This window comes from Actinoplanes sp. NPDC049118, from assembly GCF_040648555.1.
GTDB lineage: Bacteria > Actinomycetota > Actinomycetes > Mycobacteriales > Micromonosporaceae > Actinoplanes.
Window position 1 is genome coordinate 98,010 of the sequence record NZ_JBEZDY010000001.1, and the last position, 15,600, is coordinate 113,609.

Genomic DNA, 15,600 nt, shown 5'->3' on the forward strand with positions numbered 1-15,600 from the left:
GCGGTGCGGTCGGCGGGCGCGGCCCACCCTACCGGGTACCGCCGGTTCTCCACCGCTCCGCTAACGGGTGAGTTATCCATGGTGAGCTGCACATATGCATATATGCACATCTGACAATGTGTGTCGCCGACCCGCGCCCGGCACCGGCCCCTAAGATCTGCCCGTGACCGCCATCGCCTCGCACGAAGCCGCCCTCGCCGCCGCCGCCCGGGTCGCCGCGGCGCTCGCCCCCGGCGTCGTCCGGCGCGACCGGGACGCGGGCGCCAAGGCCTTCGCCGGCGAGGTCGCGGTCGAGACCGCGTCGGAGCTGTTCGCGATGTGCGGCACGAGCTCGACGGCGGCGAAGTACGACCTGGACCGGCACTGGCGCAACGCCCGCACGCACAGCGTCCACGACCCGGCGGACTGGAAGTACCACCACCTGGCGGCCTGGGAGCTGGCCGGCGTACAGCCGCCGAACCACGGCCAGCTTTAGGGAATACGGTAGGAGGCGAACTCGATGTCGGTGCGCAGGACGAAGCCCAACTGCTCGTAGAGGCGGATCGCGCCCGTGTTCTGCGCGGCGGTGTGCAGGAAGGGCACCGCGCCGCCCTCCTGGATGCCGGCTGACACGGCCCGGATCAGCCGCGAGGCCAGGCCCGCGCCGCGGAAGGCCGGGTCGGTGCAGACCGCGGAGATCTCGGTGTAGCCGGGCAGTCGCATCCGCTCGCCGGCCATCGCGATCAGCGCGCCGTCGCGGCGGATGCCGAGGTAGGTGCCGAGGTGGGTGGTCCGCTTGCGGAAGGGGCCGGGCCTGGTGCGCTCGACCAGGTCGAGGATCTCCGGCACGTCGGCGTCGGTCAGCACCACCGCCTCCGGGTCCGGCGCCGCCGCCACGGACGCCGCGACGAGCTGCACGCCGGGCACCCCGCCGGTCCAGGTCCAGCCGGGCGGCGGCGTCAGCGTCGGCGCCGCCACCAGCGCCTCGCCGCCGGGGCCGGCCAGGGTGCCCAGGTCATGCCACGCGCCCGGGTCGGCGGGATCCTCAAGGGCTGCGAACATGCTGACGTCGGCGGGGAAGCGGGCGCTGCGGCCGTACCGGTCGGCGAAGGCCGCCTGCGGACCGGTCAGCGCGGCCCAAGCCGGGTTGTCCAGGATCTGCACGCCGGGATTGTTTCAGGGCCGCCGGCGTGCGGCGAGCCGGTTATGCCGCCCGCGCCGTAATTCGGTGGCGGGCCCGGTCGCCGGTCTCGTCGGCGGCGGACTTCCGGGGCCTGGCACCCGTGGTCTTCCTGCGCGCCCTGCGGGCGGCGGGCACCCGGATCTGCGAGCCCTGCGCGGCGTTCGAGCTCGAGGTCCCGGCGGCCACCCTGAGCGCCGTCCTGGGCAAGCTGGCCGGCCTCGGCGCCGACGTGACGGGCTCCGAGGAGAGCGGCGCCGCCTGGACCGTGACGGGTGACCTGCCGGTCCGGCTGGTTCCCGAGCTCGCCGCCGCCGTGCCCGGCCTGACCCGGGGCGAGGGCGCGCTGTCGAGCCGTCCGGGTACGGACCGGCCGCTGCGCGGAACCGCCGTGCGGCGGCCCCGGCTCGACGGCAATCCGCTGAACTACGAGGAGTACCTGCGTTTTCTGAGCTCCCGGCTGCCGGTGAAGGCCACCTGAGCACGGCACCCGTCAGGCCGCGACGGCCACCGGGCGGCCGAGCAGCGCCGGGATCTCGGCCGGCCAGACGGGCTCGGAGAACAGGTAGCCCTGCCCCAGCACGGGCCGCCCTCAGGCCGACCCAGACCTGGTCAGCGTCGCGCAGGACCAGGTTCTCGGTGATCCCCAGCAGCAGCCATTCGGACCGGGCGCCGGCGTCGTCGAGGGCGCGGCGGACCTGGTCGACGAAGCCGGGCTGGCGGAACTTGCCGGCTTGCCAGGAAATGGCCAGTCGCCCTCAGCGGGGCGGACTGGCGCATATGCCGAGGTCTGCGGAGAGATCAGGGCCGGGGGATCAGCTCGACCTCGATGGCGAGTACGCCGAGGGCTTCCTTCTCGGGGCCGTAGATTCGGCGGATGTTGGCGAGTTGCTGGTGCTTCGGACTGTCGGGGTTGACCTTGGACGGCCCTTCGGCGTCGAGCATCTGCTCGAACGACTCGTACCGGGCTACTCGTTTGACCTTGGTAAGGGCCTCGTCACGGCCGCAGACGAACCGTATGAGCTGGCCTGCGGCGAGGTTGCGCAGGTTCGGGTACTGGACGCGGACCTCGATGGTCTTGCGGCCGGCTGCGAGTAGGTCGAAGTAGCGGCGGTAGAGGTTCATCTCCCGGGCCCGCGGCGGGGCTTCGGTGACGGGGTGCGCGGTCATGATCCGGTTCAGCTCCTGGGTGGTGTAGCTGCGGTAGAAGTGCTTCGGGTCGGACAGGAACTTCGACACCAGCCAGACGAGGGTGTCGACATAGTCGTCGACGCCGCCGGTCCAGGCGGTGCTGTCGAGCATCCACGGCTGGGTACCGGGCGGCAGGGCGACGCGGCCTTCGCGGATGAGGCTCTTGGACAGCTTCGCGCCGGTGTCGGTGAGCACCATCGGGGTGAAGATCCGTGGTGGGGCGAGCAGGCCGCCGAGTTGCTGGTGGGCTTCGTCGACGAGCTGGCATCCGAACGCCCAGTCGCCGCCCTTGACCATGACCGACAGGGTGACCGGGTCGCGGGCCAGGACGCGTTCCTTGACGAGGTTGCGGTACAGGGTGGCCAGGTCGAGGTAGCCGCCGCCGTCGGCGGCGACGTTCACCTCGTACGGGCCGTGGTCGGTGCAGACGGCGGCGAACGTGGCGTCCATGCGCCGGTGCACGACGACCTTGGTCCGTTCGGCGCGTTTCTCGGCCCAGCCGCACTGCAGGCACGGGATTCGGATGTGCACCACGCCGTGCGACGGGGCGAGCGGCCACCGGATGGTTTCGAGGCGGTCGAGGGTGTGCAGGAATTCGGCCCGGAACGCTGGTTGTTCCTGCTGCTCGGTGTAGGTCTCGACTTCGTAGTCGACGCCGGTCGCGTCGGCGAGGGAGTCGAAGAACGCCCGGTAGTAGCGCTCGATCAGCTCCCCGATCTGCGTCTTGCCCAGCGCGTGGAAGTAGGTCTGCTGGTACGAGTGCAGGGTTTCCGGGTCGAGCCGGATGTCGTGCGGGGCGTTGTCGAGCGCGCCGAAACGGACCACCGCGTCGACGTTAAAGGTGCGGCGGATCGCCTTGGCGAGCAGGAACGCGGCGGTCTGTACCAAGCTGGTGCCCAGGTGCGGCGCTCCGTTGATCTGCGTGCCGACCGTCAGGGCGACCCGCTCGGGGCGGGTCGCCTGCAGGCGTGGGCGGATCATGTCGACGGCGCGGAGCATGGCGTTGGCGGTGACGTTGTTCGGGCTGACGAGCTCGATTCCGGGAGTGGTCACTGCGCGGGTCCTCCAGCTCTACATGGCGGTGGGCACGTTGGCGAGGATGAAGTCGACGCGGGCGCCGGCGTCGTTGGCCGGCACGAAGATCGGCGAGTAGCCGGCGTCGTAGTAGCCCTGGATGATCAGCTGGTGGACGCGGACGATCTCGCGTTCCTTGGCCCAGACCAGGTCGTCCTCGCTGTTGAAGTCGTCGAGTGGGTCGAGGATGAACACCCCGTCGTAGCGGAACTTGTCGGTGGCCGCCCGCAGCTCCGGGTAGGGCTCCAGGCCGAACGCCCGGTCCCAGCCGTCGCCGTCGGGGATGCCTCGGTTGTAGAAGTGCAGGCCGTCGACGTGGCCGCGGTACTCGGTGATGAACGCCTCCAGCACCTCGCGGGAGTACGCCCGCCGGTCGGCGACTTCGAGGTGGCGTCCGAGGCGGGCGCGGTGGATGCGGTAGATCTCTCTCGCCGGTTCGCCCTCGGTGATGGGCAGCCCGCGGTCGTCCAATTCGGCGAACACGGCCTCCTTGCCAGCGGACGGCCCGCCGGTGATGACGTACCGCTGCGCGGTCACGATGTGCTCCTCATGGGTTCGGTTTCACTCCTACTCGGATCGGTGGCGTGGATCAGGGGGGTTTCGGGGGTCATGCCGCTGGCGGTGCCCGGGTTGAAGCCGGTCAGAGCCTCGCACCAGTGGGCGGTCACGTCGCCGGGTACGGCGGCCAGAAATGCCAGTTCCGTCGTCGTGTCGGCGGCGTCGGCCAGCGCCTGACGGTGGACTGGCTCGAGTGTCGGGGTCCAGCCGGCGAGGTTGGCCAGCCCATCCGGGGTGAGGCCGGTATCGGCGTGCAGCAGGACGTCGCCGTACGCGGCCCGGTAGCGCTGTGCGAGGGCGAGCAGTTGCGCGTACCGGCGCAGCGCCGTGCACGCCGCGGTGACCAGGGCGGCGGGTTCGGCGCGCATACTGCGCGCCCGGGCCAGGCCGAGCAGCTCGGCGCGCAACAGGTAGACGCCGCTCCACAGCCGTGACAGCAGCTCGGCGTGTTCGGCGGACTCCCATGCGAACGGGTCGGCGGGCATCCGTGGGCGGGCCGACGCTGGCGCCAGCGGCGGGGCGACCGCCCGGGTCATCGTGTACTCGTCGCTGTCGCGGCGCAGCGCCCAGGCCAGCTGGCCGAGCAGGCGCGGCTCGATCCGTTTGCGGAAGTGGTGCACCTCGTGTCCGGACGCCGCCGAGGCGATCTCGCGCCGCTGGGTCAGCGTCGTCCCGCTCACCCCCGGCCGGATCCCGAACAGGGCGCGAACCGCGTCGGTTAGGGACTCGTCGCCGAAGCGGGCCAGGCACCAGCGCAGCAGACCCTCGAACGCGGCCGCTCGAGAATCACGGTCATCCGGGTTCGTCGCCCGCGCCCGGACACCGGGCAGCTCGAGCAACACATCGTCGACAAGCTCGGGAGCGAAGGGCAGGCCAGGACGCAGCAGCAGGCGCAACGCGGCGATCATCGCCTCGTGAACGTCGTCGGGCGTCTCGGCGAGATGAGGGGCGATCGACATGGGACCTCCTCGGGTTCCACCTACCAGTCAACCAGAGATGCCCAGAAAATGCCCAGTAGATATGCCCAGAAAATGCCCAGTCGCGGTTAAAAATCTTGGAAAGGAGAGTGGCGGGTAATCGGCGCGGCCGCACACAGGAGAGGACGTCCGGTGAGTCCTTCAACGGACGCACCGCACCGAGAAAGGCGCCATGCACTCGGAAGCCGACGAGCCGACGGACGGTGTGGCGGGATCGGGACTACCACGGGAACCGACCCGCCGCGACGTCGCTGTCCCCGCCTCCTGGCTCGCCGATTTCGCCGACACCCGCGAAGACCACGACCTGGACGAAACCGTCCGCGCTCTATCCGTCGGGAACGCCTCGCCAGGACGCCGACCTGGTCGACTGGCTGAGCCGGTCTGGCTTCACGGGCCGCGACTACGACTTGTTCGCCACCGAGCTGGCCCGCTACGGGTACGCCGTGACGGTGGTCTGGATCCGCAAGGGCGCCATCTTCGGCAAGTGCCGTGAGCGCGGCGCCGGCCTGCCCGAGCCGCCCCCGAGTCACTCAGCCGGCCCGACGTCGCCGAGGAACTCGCCAACGAGACCGTGGCCACTACGGCAAGAGCGGTTCAACCGAGACCGCAACCACCGAAGGAGATGATCCACATGGCTCGAGGCGGTTCCCGCAGCGTGTCCCGTAGCGCGAGCACCGGTCGGTTCGTCAGCGGCCGCACCGCGGCCCGGTCGCCGCGGACCACGACGACCGAACGCGTCGGACGCGGCACGAGGAACAGCCAGACCGTCAACCGCGGCGCCGGCACCGGCCGGTTCGTCACCGCGGCCACCGCAGCCCGGCACCCGGGTACGACGACCACCCAGCACGTCTGACGCGAACCTCGATCGGTGAGCCCTCTCCGTGCCGGGGAGAGGGCTCGGCCGTCGGAGCCCCCGCGGGTGCCGGGGTTTGTCGGTAGTCCGCGGCGCGGAAGTCGTCGTAGCAAAGATTGAACAGGGCCACGACGACCGCGTCCTTGTCGTCCTTCATGGCGATCTGGTTGACGTCCAGGAAGCGGCCCACCTCGGCGACATCGGGCCCGGTTGGGCCGCCAGCCTGCCGCCCCGAACGGCCTCGACACCGGGCCGCCTGCAGGATCGGTCGCCGATCTTGTCGTCGGCGGACTTCCGGGGCCCGCCACCCGTGGTCTTTCCTGCGCGCCCTGCGGGCACCCAGCTCCGTAAGCCCTGCGCGCGTCCTCGGCATACTGGCCGGCCTCGCCACCGACCTGCTCGGCCTGACCCGGGGCGATGACGCGCCGTCCAGCCGGCAGGTCCGGACCGGCCGCCGTGCGGAACCGCCGTGCGGAACCGCCGTGCGGAACCGCCGTGCGGAACCGCCGTGCGGAACCGCCGTGCGGAACCGCCGTGCGGAACCGCCGTGCGGCGGCCCCGGCTCGACGCTCCCGAATGCCGGCGCGGTGGGGTTGCGCCGCCTTCAGGCCGCGACGGCCACCGGGCGGCCGAGCAGCGCCGGGACCTCGGCCGGCCAGACGGGCTCGGAGAACAGGTAGCCCTGCCCGTACGGGCAGCCCATCCGCTCGAGCAGCGCCCGCTGCGCGCCGTCCTCGACGCCCTCGGCCACGACCGCCAGGTCCAGGTTCTGCGCCAGCGTGACGATCGCGTCGACCAGGGCGCGCTGCTGCCTGCTGGCCAGGATGTCGTCGATGAAGGACTTGTCGATCTTCAACACGTCGACCGGCATGTGCCGCAGGTAGCTCAGGGACGAGTAGCCGGTGCCGAAGTCGTCGATCGCGATCCGCACGCCGAGCGCGCGCAGCGCCCGCAGGTCGGCCCAGACCTGGTCGGCGTCGCGCAGCACCAGGCTCTCGGTGATCTCCAGCAGCAGCCATTCGGGCCGGGCGCCGGCGTCGTCGAGGGCCCGGCGGACCTGGTCGACGAAGCCGGGCTGGCGGAACTGCCGGGCGGAGACGTTGACGCTGACGTAGCCCAGCGCGAGGTCCGGGTCCGCGGCGCGCCAGGAGGCGAACTGCTGCAGCGCCTCGCGCAGCACCCAGGCGCCGAGGCGGACGACGGCGCCGCTCTCCTCGGCGAGCTCGATGAAGTGTGCCGGGCTGAGCGAGCCGCGCTCGGGGTGTTGCCAGCGCACCAGCGACTCGACGCCGACGGCGGCGCGGGTGCGCAGGTCGACGATCGGCTGGTACTGCAGCACGAACTGCTCGGCGTCGATCGCCTCGAGCAGCGAGGTGCGCAGCGCGAGCCGCTCGACCATCTCGGTGTGCAGTTCGGTGCGGTAGCGCTGCCAGGTGCCCTTGCCGACGCCCTTGGCCAGGTAGAGGGCGAGGTCGGCGTGGCGCTGCAGCTCGGTCGGGCTGGTCGCGTCGTGGCTGGTCGCCACGCCGACGCTGGCCGCACCGTTGAGCAGGTGTGTGCCGCCCATGCCGTCGCTCACCTCGACGGGTTCGGACAGCGCGACGACGATGCGCTCGGCGACCTCCTCGGCCACGGCCGGGTCGGTGGCGTCCTCGATGAGGATGGCGAACTCGTCGCCGCCCATCCGGGCCGCCGTGTTCGAGGCTCCGATGGCGTGCGTGATCCGCTGGCCGATGACGATCAGCAACTGGTCGCCGACGGCGTGCCCGAGGGTGTCGTTGACCTCCTTGAAGTCGTCGAGGTCGACGAAGAGCACGCCGATCTTGCCCGCCTCCTGCTCGGAGCGGGCGAACGACTGCTCGAGGCGGTCGCGGAACAGCACCCGGTTGGCGAGCCCGGTGAGCCCGTCGTGGAAGGCCTGATGGGCCAGGTCGTTCTCGAGCCCGCGGCGCTCGGTGACGTCCCGGACGGTCAGCACGAGGCCGGCGACGGTCGGGTCGTCGCGCAGGTCCCGGCTGGCGCACTCGACCTGGCGCAGCCTCCGGTCGGCGCAGACCGCGGTGAGGTCGGCCTCGGACTCGCCGTGGCCCGAGCGGGCCCGGGCCAGCGCGTCGGACAGGGCCGGGTGGTGGGTGTCGGCGATCAGGCCGGCCAGCGGCCGGCCCTGCAGCTCGGTCCAGCCGAAGACGGTGGTCGCGGACGGGCTCGCGTACCGGATCCGGTCGTCGTCGCCGACGATCAGGATGACGTCGGACGCGCTCTGGATCAGGGTGCGGAAGTAGGTCTCGCCGTCGCGCCGGCTGATCTCGCCGGCCATGTCGATCCGCTCGACCACCATGGTGATCTGATCGAACAGCGACTGGACGGCGGGCATCACGGCGCGCAGGACGGGCGCCGGCGCGGCCAGGTGGACCGAGCCCAGCCGCGGCGGGCTGCCGGGTAGGACCATCCCGGCGCGCAGGGCGTGGTTGGAGCCGTACCCGGGCGCGGGCACCAGGCTGATGCCCACCTCGGCCGCCGCCGCGTGCTCGATCGGTGCCGGCTCGCCGAAGGTCAGGCGGTAGCGCCGGCCGGCCGGCATCAACTCGCCGATCGCGGTCCGGATCGCCGTCACGATGTCGTCCTCGGTCGTCGCGGCCGAGAGCGCGGCATTGGCGCGGCGCAGGGCGCTCTCGCGCAGGTTGGTCTGACGCTGGTCGGCGAGCAGCCCGCCGACGCGGCCCATCACCAGCAGGAACATCAGCGCGGAGACGGCCGCGATGACGGGCGCGTTGACGACGCCGCCGTTGAGGTGCTGGGTGAGCAGGACGGCCGGGGCGATCAGCGCGGCGACGGTCATGAGGAACAGGCGGCGGCCGCCGGTCTCGACGGTGCCCGTGCCGGGCGCGGCGTCGGTGAGCTGGATCATCGACGGGTGCAGCGCGGCATAGCCGGCGGTGGCGTAGAAGACGATCAGACCCAGGACGACCGGGCCGCCGAAGGCCCAGTCGCCGTCGAGGCGGGCCATGCCGTAGACGACGTCGGAGACCAGCACGCCGACGATGCTCACGGACAGCAGGTGTACCGCGAGCGGCTTGCGGCCCGGGGCGGTGAGCAGGCGCAGCATCAGGGCGAGTGCCAGGGCGTCGCCGAGCGGGTACCCGACGGCGAATGCCTTCTCGTGCAGCGCCAGGTCGGTGACCAGCGTGTAAGGCGCGATCAGGTAGATCCAGGCGAGCAGCCCGAGGCCCACCGTCGGCACGAGCGCGTCGAGCAGCGCGGCCCTGTTCGCGCCGCCCGAGCGGACCCGGATGAAGATCGTCAGCCCGGCCGCGAGCAGGGAGTAGCCCAGCAGGTAGAGCACGTCGGACAGGCCCGGGAAGGACGTGACCAGGCCCAGCGCGGCGTTTGCGTAGCGGACGGTGTCGGCGGCGACGAAGAGCACCAGGGTGACCGCGATCAGATACCACGGCAGGCGGCGGGCGGGCCGGTTCACCCGGACGCCGACGACGATCGCCGCGGCGCCGGAGAGCCCGATCAGGGCCCACGTGAAGGCGTGCCACTGCGGCCAGGCGTAGGTGGCGGCGGTCAGCACGGCCATCCACGCCGTGAAGCACGCGCGAGCGGGTCGCGTGGTCATTCGGGCTCCGATCGGAAGACGGCGGCCTGTCCACCTCTCCGATCGGTGTGTCGTCACCCACGCTGAACGCGGGCGGCCCTTCGCAACCGGATTACGCCCAGGGCTCGGTGCCGGTGGTGACGGTGCGGTCGGTGTCGGCGGCCTCCTCGATCGCGAGCGCGAGCAGGTGGTCCTGTGCGCCGTCGGCCAGCGGGTACGGCGCCGTGGCGGCACCGCGGACCCAGGCGGCGGTGGCGTCGAGCAGCGTCGCTATGGCGATCTCCTCGTCGCTCCACCGGCGCCCCGGGTACGGGTTGCGGTAGAGCACCTCGCCGCCGAGCGTGATCGTGTCGGTGTCGAAGCCGTCCAGGTCCAGGTCGTAGCCCGTCTGGCGGCGTACCAGCGCGGTGCGCACCACCGTGCGGGGCGCGGGGAGTCGGACCACCTCGTCGTCGCGCAGTTCGCCGTGGCTGCCGCGGACCAGCAGGCGGCGGAAGCGCAGCTGGTTGTGCCACTGGTTGTCGGTGAAGTCGTAGAGCCCCGAGCGCCCGTCGCCGAAGTCGAGGGTGGCGACGGTCGTGGTCGCGGGCCTCGGGTCGTGGTCGTCGGTCCAGCCGTCGCGGGTCAGCGGGTCGACCAGCGGCGCCGTGGTGCGGCTCGCTCGCACGCTCGCCGGCCCGCGCCCGGCCCCGAGCATCCCGCGGATCAGCGAGACCGCGTGGTACTGGTGTGTCGAGGAGACCTGCACCTGGGTGGCGACGCCGATGAGGCCGGAGCGCACGGCCGCGAGGCGGGCGGCGTGCGAGGGCATCAGCAGGTACTGCTCGGCGACCTGCACCAGCCCGGACCCGCCGACGGCGGCCCACAGCTCCCGCAGGCCCGCGACGTCCGGCGCGGGGGGAGTCTCGGCCAGCACCGGCAGGCCGCGCTCGACCGCCTCGACGATCAACGCGGGCCCCGCCTGCCACGGCACGGCGATCACCACGAAGTCCGGCGCCGCCCGCTCCACGCACTCGGCCAGCGAGGCGAACGTCGGCACCGGCAGGTCGCGCGGGCCGCGCACCACAGCGCCCACGCATTCCAGGGGGATGCCGGCGGCGATCCGCCAGAACATCTCGGCGCGCCAGCCGGCGCCCACCACCGCGAACGAGGTCACCGGCGCACCATATCCGCGGCGACGGCCCCGGTGGAGTCCCGCACCACCAGCTCGGTGGCGAGCTCGACGTGCAGCGCCTCCAGTTCGTGGCGTTCCAGCAGGCGGGCCAGCAGGGACACCGCCATCCGGCCGAGCTCCGCGAGGGGCTGGCGCACGGTGGTGAGCATAGGGGTGGTGGCCCGGCTCAGGTCGATGTCGTCGAAGCCCGCGACCGAGACGTCGTGCGGCACCCGCAGTCCCCGGGCGCCGGCCGCCTGCAGCGCGCCGACGGCGGCCTTGTCGTTGAAGCCGACCAGGGCGGTGGGGCGTTCGGGCAGGTCGAGCAGCTCGCCGGCGGCGCGCCGCCCCCACTCGACGGTCGGCTCGACGTGCCGGATCAGGCCGGGTGCGCTCAGGACCCCCGCGTCGGCCAGGGCGGCGTTGTGCCCGGCCAGCCGGGCGTCGCTGGCCAGCCACTCGCGCGGGCCCGCCACCACCCCGATCCGCCGGTGGCCGAGCCCGGTGAGGTGCGCGGTGAGGCTGCGCGCACCGGCGGCGTGCGCGGCGGACACGGCGACGACGTCGCGCGGCGGCGGTAGCCGGGGATCGACCACGACGAACGGGAACCGGTGGGTGCGCAGCGCCTCGATGTCGGCCGCGGGCTCCGGCGGCAGGATCAGGACCGCGCCCGCCAGGCCCGAGCGGCCGGGCAGCCTCGGCAGCACGGGGGAGCGCTGTGCGGACTCCCCGGCGTCGAGCACGAGCGGGCGCCCGTACAGCAGCAGGGTCTCGGCGATGGAGGAGACGATCACGCCGAAGTAGTCCGTCAGCACGTACGGGCAGCGCACGAAGACCGAGCCCGCAATCGGCCGGGCCGGGCCGCGGGGTCTCGGCCCGGGGCCGCGCAGCCGGGCCACGGTGCTCTCCACCAGCTCGCGGGTCTCGGGGGCGACGTTGCCGCGGCCGTTCAGCACGCGCGAGACGGTGGCGATGGACACGCCCGCCGCGGCGGCGACGTCCCGGACGGTGTTGCGCCCCGAATTTGTTACATCGCCTTGTTTCATGTTTCCACAGCGTACCGACGTGCTCGAGGTCTTGACAGAGGGGTTTCGAGATTGTTTCCTGTCGATGGAAACGAAAACTCTTGTTCCATTTGTTACACGGCGGCGGACAGGGAGCAGGCCCATGAGACGGCGAGCATTCGGTGCGGCGGCCGGCGCCGCCCTACTGATCCTGACGACGGCACCCGCGCAGGCGCACGGCGGCCGCGCGCCGCAGGCCCGGGTCTGGGTGACCACCACGGACCGGGCCGAGCAGCTGCACGAGCGGGCTCCCGCGACGTTCGCCCGCGGCGGCAGCGCCGAGACCACCATCACCGTCGATCCCGGCACCCGCTACCAGCGCATGGACGGCTTCGGCGCGTCGCTGACCGACTCGGCCGCGAGCGTGCTCCACCGCCTCGACCCCGCCGCGCGCGACCGGGCGATGCGTTCGCTGTTCGACCCGCGCGACGGCATCGGCGTCAGCTTCCTGCGCCAGCCGGTCGGCTCCTCCGACTTCACCGCGACGTCCGCGCACTACAGCTACGACGACGTGCCGGCCGGCGAGACCGACTTCGCGCTGCGGCACTTCAGCATCGCGCACGACCGGGCCCAGATCCTGCCGCTGCTGCGCCGGGCGCGGGAGCTCAACCCGCAACTGACGATCATGGGTACGCCGTGGAGCCCCCCGGCGTGGATGAAGACGAGCGGCTCGCTGATCGGCGGGCACCTGAAGGACGAACCGCGTATCTACGACGCCTACGCCCGCTACCTGGTCCGGTACGTGCAGGAGTACGCGAAGGCCGGGGTGCCGATCGACTACCTGACGGTCCAGAACGAGCCGCAGAACCGGCACGACGGCGGCTATCCGGGCGCCGCGGTGCCCGTCGCTCAGGCGGCGAAGGTCATCGAGGCGCTCGGCCCGCTGCTGCGCCGGGCCAGCCCGCGCACCCGGATCCTCGGCTACGACCACAACTGGGCCACGCACCCGGGCGACGTCGCCACCACCCCGCCGGGCGAGGATCCGGAGACCGACTACCCGTATCGGCTGCTGGACTCGCCGGCCGGCAGGTGGCTCGCCGGCACCGCCTACCACTGCTACTCGGGCGAACCGAGCGCCCAGACCGCGCTGCACGAGGCGTACCCGGACAAGGGCATCTGGTTCACCGAGTGCTCCGGCTCGCACGGCGAGAACGACACCCCCGAGCAGATCTTCCGGGGCACGCTCACCTGGCACGCCCGGACCCTTGCCATCGGCACCACCCGCAACTGGGCGAAGTCCATCGTGAACTGGAACATCGCCCTGGACAGCACCGGCGGCCCGCACCTGGGCGGCTGCGGCACCTGCACCGGCCTGCTGACCCTGCAGGCCGACGGCTCGGTCACCCGCGACGCCGAGTACTTCACGATCGGGCACCTGGCGAAGTTCGTGAAGCCGGGTGCGTACCGCGTCGCCAGCACGTCGTTCGGCACCACCGGCTGGAACGGCCAGATCATGGACGTGGCGTTCCGCAACCCGGACGGCTCCACCGCCCTGGTGGTGCACAACGAGAACGACGACCCGCGCACCTTCGCGGTGGCCGTCGGCGACCGCTCGTTCTCCTACACGCTCCCGGGCGGCGCCCTGGCCACCTTCACCTGGCCGCGCGGCCTGGACCCGGACCTGGACCTCGTGCCGATCGAGGGCGCGACCGCCACCGCCTCGCCGGCGGGCGAGACCCCGGCGGCCGCGGTCGACGGCGACGGCTCCACCCGCTGGTCCAGCGGCGCGCCGCAGGAACCGGGGCAATACCTGCGGGTCGACCTTGGCGCGACCCGATGGCTGCGCCGAGTGGCGATCGACAGCGGCGGCCACACCGGCGACTACGCCCGCGGGTGGACGCTCTCCGCCAGCACCGACGGCACCGGCTGGCGCACCCTGGCCCGGGGCGAGGGCACCGGCCAGCTGACCAACGTCGACGTGCCGCCCACCCGGGCCCGCTTCCTGCGCGTCACGTCGACCGGCAGCAGCGGGAGCTGGTGGAGCATCGCGGATCTGCGCATCTACCGGTGAGCCTGCCCCGGCATATCGCGGAAACTTTCCCCCGATGATGGGAGATTGTGGGGGGAATGTCTCCTCTGTGGTGAAGGTGGTGCGCGGCGTGCGTAACAGATCCCGGTTGACGACGATCGGTGCCCTCGCCGCGCTCGGCGTCCTCGCGCTCGCCGCGCCCGCGGCCGCCCACGTCGAGGTCAGCGCGGACAAGAAACAGGCCGGCGCGCGGAACGTGACGCTGATCTTCCACGGCGAGGCCGAGAACCCGTCGGGCATCGCGAACGAGCGGGTGGTGCTGCCCGCGGGCATCGCACCGGGCGCCGTGACCCCGGTGAAGGTGCCCGCCGGCTGGAAGTTCGCGACGACCTCCGACGGCTTCACGGTCGGCGGCGAGCCGCTCGCCCCGGACCGCGACGCCGAGTGGAGCGTCATGGTCGCGAAGCTCCCGGACGGCGAGACCCGGCTGGCGTTCAAGACCCTGGAGACCTACGCGGACGGCGAGGTGTCCCGCTGGATCGAGATCCCTCAGGAGGGCGCGGCCGAGCCGGAGAACCCGGCGCCGCTGCTCATCCTGGCGCCCGCCCCGGCGGCCGCCTCGGGCGCCACCGTGGAGCCTTCCTCCGCCGCCCCGGTGATCTCCGGCGCGGCGTCGCCACCGGAGATGTTCGAGCCCGCGCCGACGGAGCCCGCCGACGGCCCGTCGCCGGTGTGGATCTGGTGGATGTGGGCCGTCTTCGCCATCGTGCTGGTCGGGGGCATCGCATTCGGGTGGAGGTACCTGCACCGCAACTCCGCCTCGCGCCGCGGCGACGGCTAGCCCGGCCCGAGCCGGTGCCGCAGGGCGAGTTGCAGCGCCAGCCGCGAGTCCGGGTCGTCGAGGGCGGCGCCGAACAGGCGCCGGATCTTGCGCATGCGGTACCGCACGGTCTGCGGGTGCGCGTGCAGGGCCGCGGCGGCCGGGATGACCTGCCCCTGCGCCCGCAGCCACGCCAGCAGCGTCGGACCGAGCACGTCCCGCTCCGCCGCGCCGAGCGGCGCGAGGTGGCGCGCCGCCAGCCGGTCGCCGAGCCCCGGCTCCCAGGCGGTGATCAGCGTGACCAGGTGCTCGTCGCAGCGCAGCGGCGCCTCCGCGGGTAGCACGCCGTCCTGCTGCAGCAGCAGCGCGCGCCGCGACAGCCGGAACGACAGCCGGGCCGCGGCCAGCTCCACCGACGGCCCGATCGCCGATCGCCGCCCCGCCAGCACCGAGGCCAGGTGCGCGAGCCGCCCGGGGGTGCCCGGCTCCGGCACGACCAGCCGGGTGGCGTCGTCGATGACCGTGGCGATGGAGCCGCTGCCGGCGAGCCGGGCCACGTGCTCGCCGTCGGTTCCCTCGACGCTGACCACCGCGACGGACTCCGGCAGCGGCCAGCGGGCGGCGGCCGCCGCGGCCCGGATCGCGGCGACGCCGGGATTCGGCTGCACCAGCAGGGTGATCAGCCGGCGGCGGGTGGTGTCCCAGTCCCGGGCGTGCCGGCGCTGCTCGTCCAGGTACCCCTCGGCGGCGGCCCCGGCCAGCATGTCGGTGAAACCGAACAGCGCCGACGCGAGCACGTAGAGCACGTCCGGCGGCAGCTCCCGATCGACCAGGTACGCCCAGATGTCGCGCCCGCCGAGCATGAGGATCGAGCGCAGGGCGTCGACGGTGTGCCCCTCGCGGTACTCGGTGCGGCCGAGCCGGACGAACACGTCCCGGGTCGGCGCCAGGTCGGCGCCGGGCTCGGCCACCGCCCCCGCGAACGCGTCGACGGCGGTACGCACCCCGAGGGCGAGCCCCCGCCCCTGCCCGCCGCTCAGCGGCCGGCCCTGGGCGCCCATGGCCGCCTGGATGGTCCGCAGCACCCGGTCGCGCAGCTCGCCCCGGACGGCCCGGACCTGCTCGCCGACGTCCGCCGGCAGCGAGGCGAGGCGGGGCTCCAGCGCGGAGAAGTGCACGTTGTC

General features: G+C 72.8%; 13 protein-coding genes. 5 read left to right on the plus strand and 8 right to left on the minus strand.

The window, feature by feature from the left end; all coding sequences use genetic code 11:
* Positions 1–163 precede the first annotated feature (163 nt).
* Positions 164–475, plus strand: coding sequence for an acyl-CoA dehydrogenase family protein (locus AB0B58_RS00415; protein ID WP_360214992.1), 312 nt, complete (start codon positions 164–166; stop codon positions 473–475).
* Here the strand turns inward: AB0B58_RS00415 and AB0B58_RS00420 are convergent.
* Positions 472–1,143 (minus strand): GNAT family N-acetyltransferase, encoded by a 672-nt coding sequence (locus AB0B58_RS00420; RefSeq protein ID WP_360214995.1) that lies wholly within the window; start codon positions 1,141–1,143, stop codon positions 472–474. The two genes, AB0B58_RS00415 and AB0B58_RS00420, sit on opposite strands and share 4 nt — an antisense overlap.
* Positions 1,144–1,169: 26 nt before the next feature.
* Here AB0B58_RS00420 and AB0B58_RS00425 point away from each other — a divergent pair, with 26 nt between their 5' ends.
* Positions 1,170–1,640 (plus strand): hypothetical protein, encoded by a 471-nt coding sequence (locus AB0B58_RS00425; RefSeq protein WP_360214998.1) that lies wholly within the window; start codon positions 1,170–1,172, stop codon positions 1,638–1,640.
* Between the two features lie 320 nt (positions 1,641–1,960).
* On the opposite strand, the gene AB0B58_RS00430 is transcribed toward AB0B58_RS00425, so the two are convergent.
* From AB0B58_RS00430 to AB0B58_RS00440, 3 genes are read right to left on the minus strand one after another with little or no spacing between them, the layout of a single operon-like run.
* Positions 1,961–3,403 carry an ASCH domain-containing protein gene (locus tag AB0B58_RS00430; protein ID WP_360215001.1) on the minus strand — a complete coding sequence of 481 codons (1,443 nt, stop codon included), beginning with the start codon at positions 3,401–3,403 and terminating at the stop codon, positions 1,961–1,963.
* 18 nt (positions 3,404–3,421) lie between these two features.
* Complete coding sequence (locus AB0B58_RS00435) at positions 3,422–3,961, minus strand: ATP-binding protein (protein WP_360215004.1); 540 nt, start codon at positions 3,959–3,961, stop codon at positions 3,422–3,424.
* Positions 3,958–4,941: a hypothetical protein gene (locus tag AB0B58_RS00440; RefSeq protein ID WP_360215007.1), complete on the minus strand. Its 984-nt coding sequence runs from the start codon at positions 4,939–4,941 to the stop codon at positions 3,958–3,960. The genes AB0B58_RS00435 and AB0B58_RS00440 overlap by 4 nt, the downstream gene beginning before the upstream one ends.
* A gap of 649 nt (positions 4,942–5,590) precedes the next feature.
* Between AB0B58_RS00440 and AB0B58_RS00445 the strand changes: the two genes are divergently transcribed.
* A complete protein-coding gene (locus AB0B58_RS00445; RefSeq protein ID WP_360215010.1) occupies positions 5,591–5,812 on the plus strand; it encodes a hypothetical protein in 222 nt (73 codons plus the stop codon).
* A 604-nt stretch (positions 5,813–6,416) separates the two neighbouring features.
* On the opposite strand, the gene AB0B58_RS00450 is transcribed toward AB0B58_RS00445, so the two are convergent.
* The 3 genes from AB0B58_RS00450 to AB0B58_RS00460 form a co-directional block, all read right to left on the minus strand.
* Entirely contained in the window at positions 6,417–9,431 is a 3,015-nt protein-coding gene (locus tag AB0B58_RS00450; RefSeq protein ID WP_360215013.1) for a bifunctional diguanylate cyclase/phosphodiesterase, read from the minus strand.
* A gap of 91 nt (positions 9,432–9,522) precedes the next feature.
* Positions 9,523–10,566 carry a Gfo/Idh/MocA family oxidoreductase gene (locus AB0B58_RS00455; RefSeq protein ID WP_360215016.1) on the minus strand — a complete coding sequence of 348 codons (1,044 nt, stop codon included), beginning with the start codon at positions 10,564–10,566 and terminating at the stop codon, positions 9,523–9,525.
* Positions 10,563–11,609, minus strand: a complete 1,047-nt coding sequence (locus tag AB0B58_RS00460; protein WP_360215019.1) for a substrate-binding domain-containing protein — start codon at positions 11,607–11,609, stop codon at positions 10,563–10,565. Before AB0B58_RS00460 ends, AB0B58_RS00455 begins: the two co-directional genes overlap by 4 nt.
* A 121-nt stretch (positions 11,610–11,730) precedes the next feature.
* On the opposite strand from AB0B58_RS00460, the gene AB0B58_RS00465 reads away from it, so the two are divergent.
* Together AB0B58_RS00465 and AB0B58_RS00470 are read left to right on the plus strand one after the other, a co-directional pair.
* Positions 11,731–13,638: a discoidin domain-containing protein gene (locus AB0B58_RS00465; protein WP_360215022.1), complete on the plus strand. Its 1,908-nt coding sequence runs from the start codon at positions 11,731–11,733 to the stop codon at positions 13,636–13,638.
* Between the two features lie 88 nt (positions 13,639–13,726).
* Positions 13,727–14,437 carry a DUF1775 domain-containing protein gene (locus tag AB0B58_RS00470; protein WP_360215025.1) on the plus strand — a complete coding sequence of 237 codons (711 nt, stop codon included), beginning with the start codon at positions 13,727–13,729 and terminating at the stop codon, positions 14,435–14,437.
* On the opposite strand, the gene AB0B58_RS00475 is transcribed toward AB0B58_RS00470, so the two are convergent.
* Entirely contained in the window at positions 14,434–15,594 is a 1,161-nt protein-coding gene (locus AB0B58_RS00475) for a helix-turn-helix domain-containing protein (protein ID WP_360215028.1), read from the minus strand. The two genes, AB0B58_RS00470 and AB0B58_RS00475, sit on opposite strands and share 4 nt — an antisense overlap.
* Between the last annotated feature and the right edge of the window lie 6 nt (positions 15,595–15,600).

What these genes read in the sequence shown, in the direction of transcription:
- AB0B58_RS00450 (WP_360215013.1), bottom strand. Translation starts at nt 9,431, where the DNA reads ATGACCACGCGACCCGCTCGCGCGTGCTTCACGGCGTGGATGGCCGTG.
- AB0B58_RS00445 (WP_360215010.1), top strand. Translation starts at nt 5,591, where the DNA reads ATGGCTCGAGGCGGTTCCCGCAGCGTGTCCCGTAGCGCGAGCACCGGT.
- AB0B58_RS00465 (WP_360215022.1), top strand. Translation starts at nt 11,731, where the DNA reads ATGAGACGGCGAGCATTCGGTGCGGCGGCCGGCGCCGCCCTACTGATC.
- AB0B58_RS00460 (WP_360215019.1), bottom strand. Translation starts at nt 11,609, where the DNA reads ATGAAACAAGGCGATGTAACAAATTCGGGGCGCAACACCGTCCGGGAC.
- AB0B58_RS00440 (WP_360215007.1), bottom strand. Translation starts at nt 4,941, where the DNA reads ATGTCGATCGCCCCTCATCTCGCCGAGACGCCCGACGACGTTCACGAG.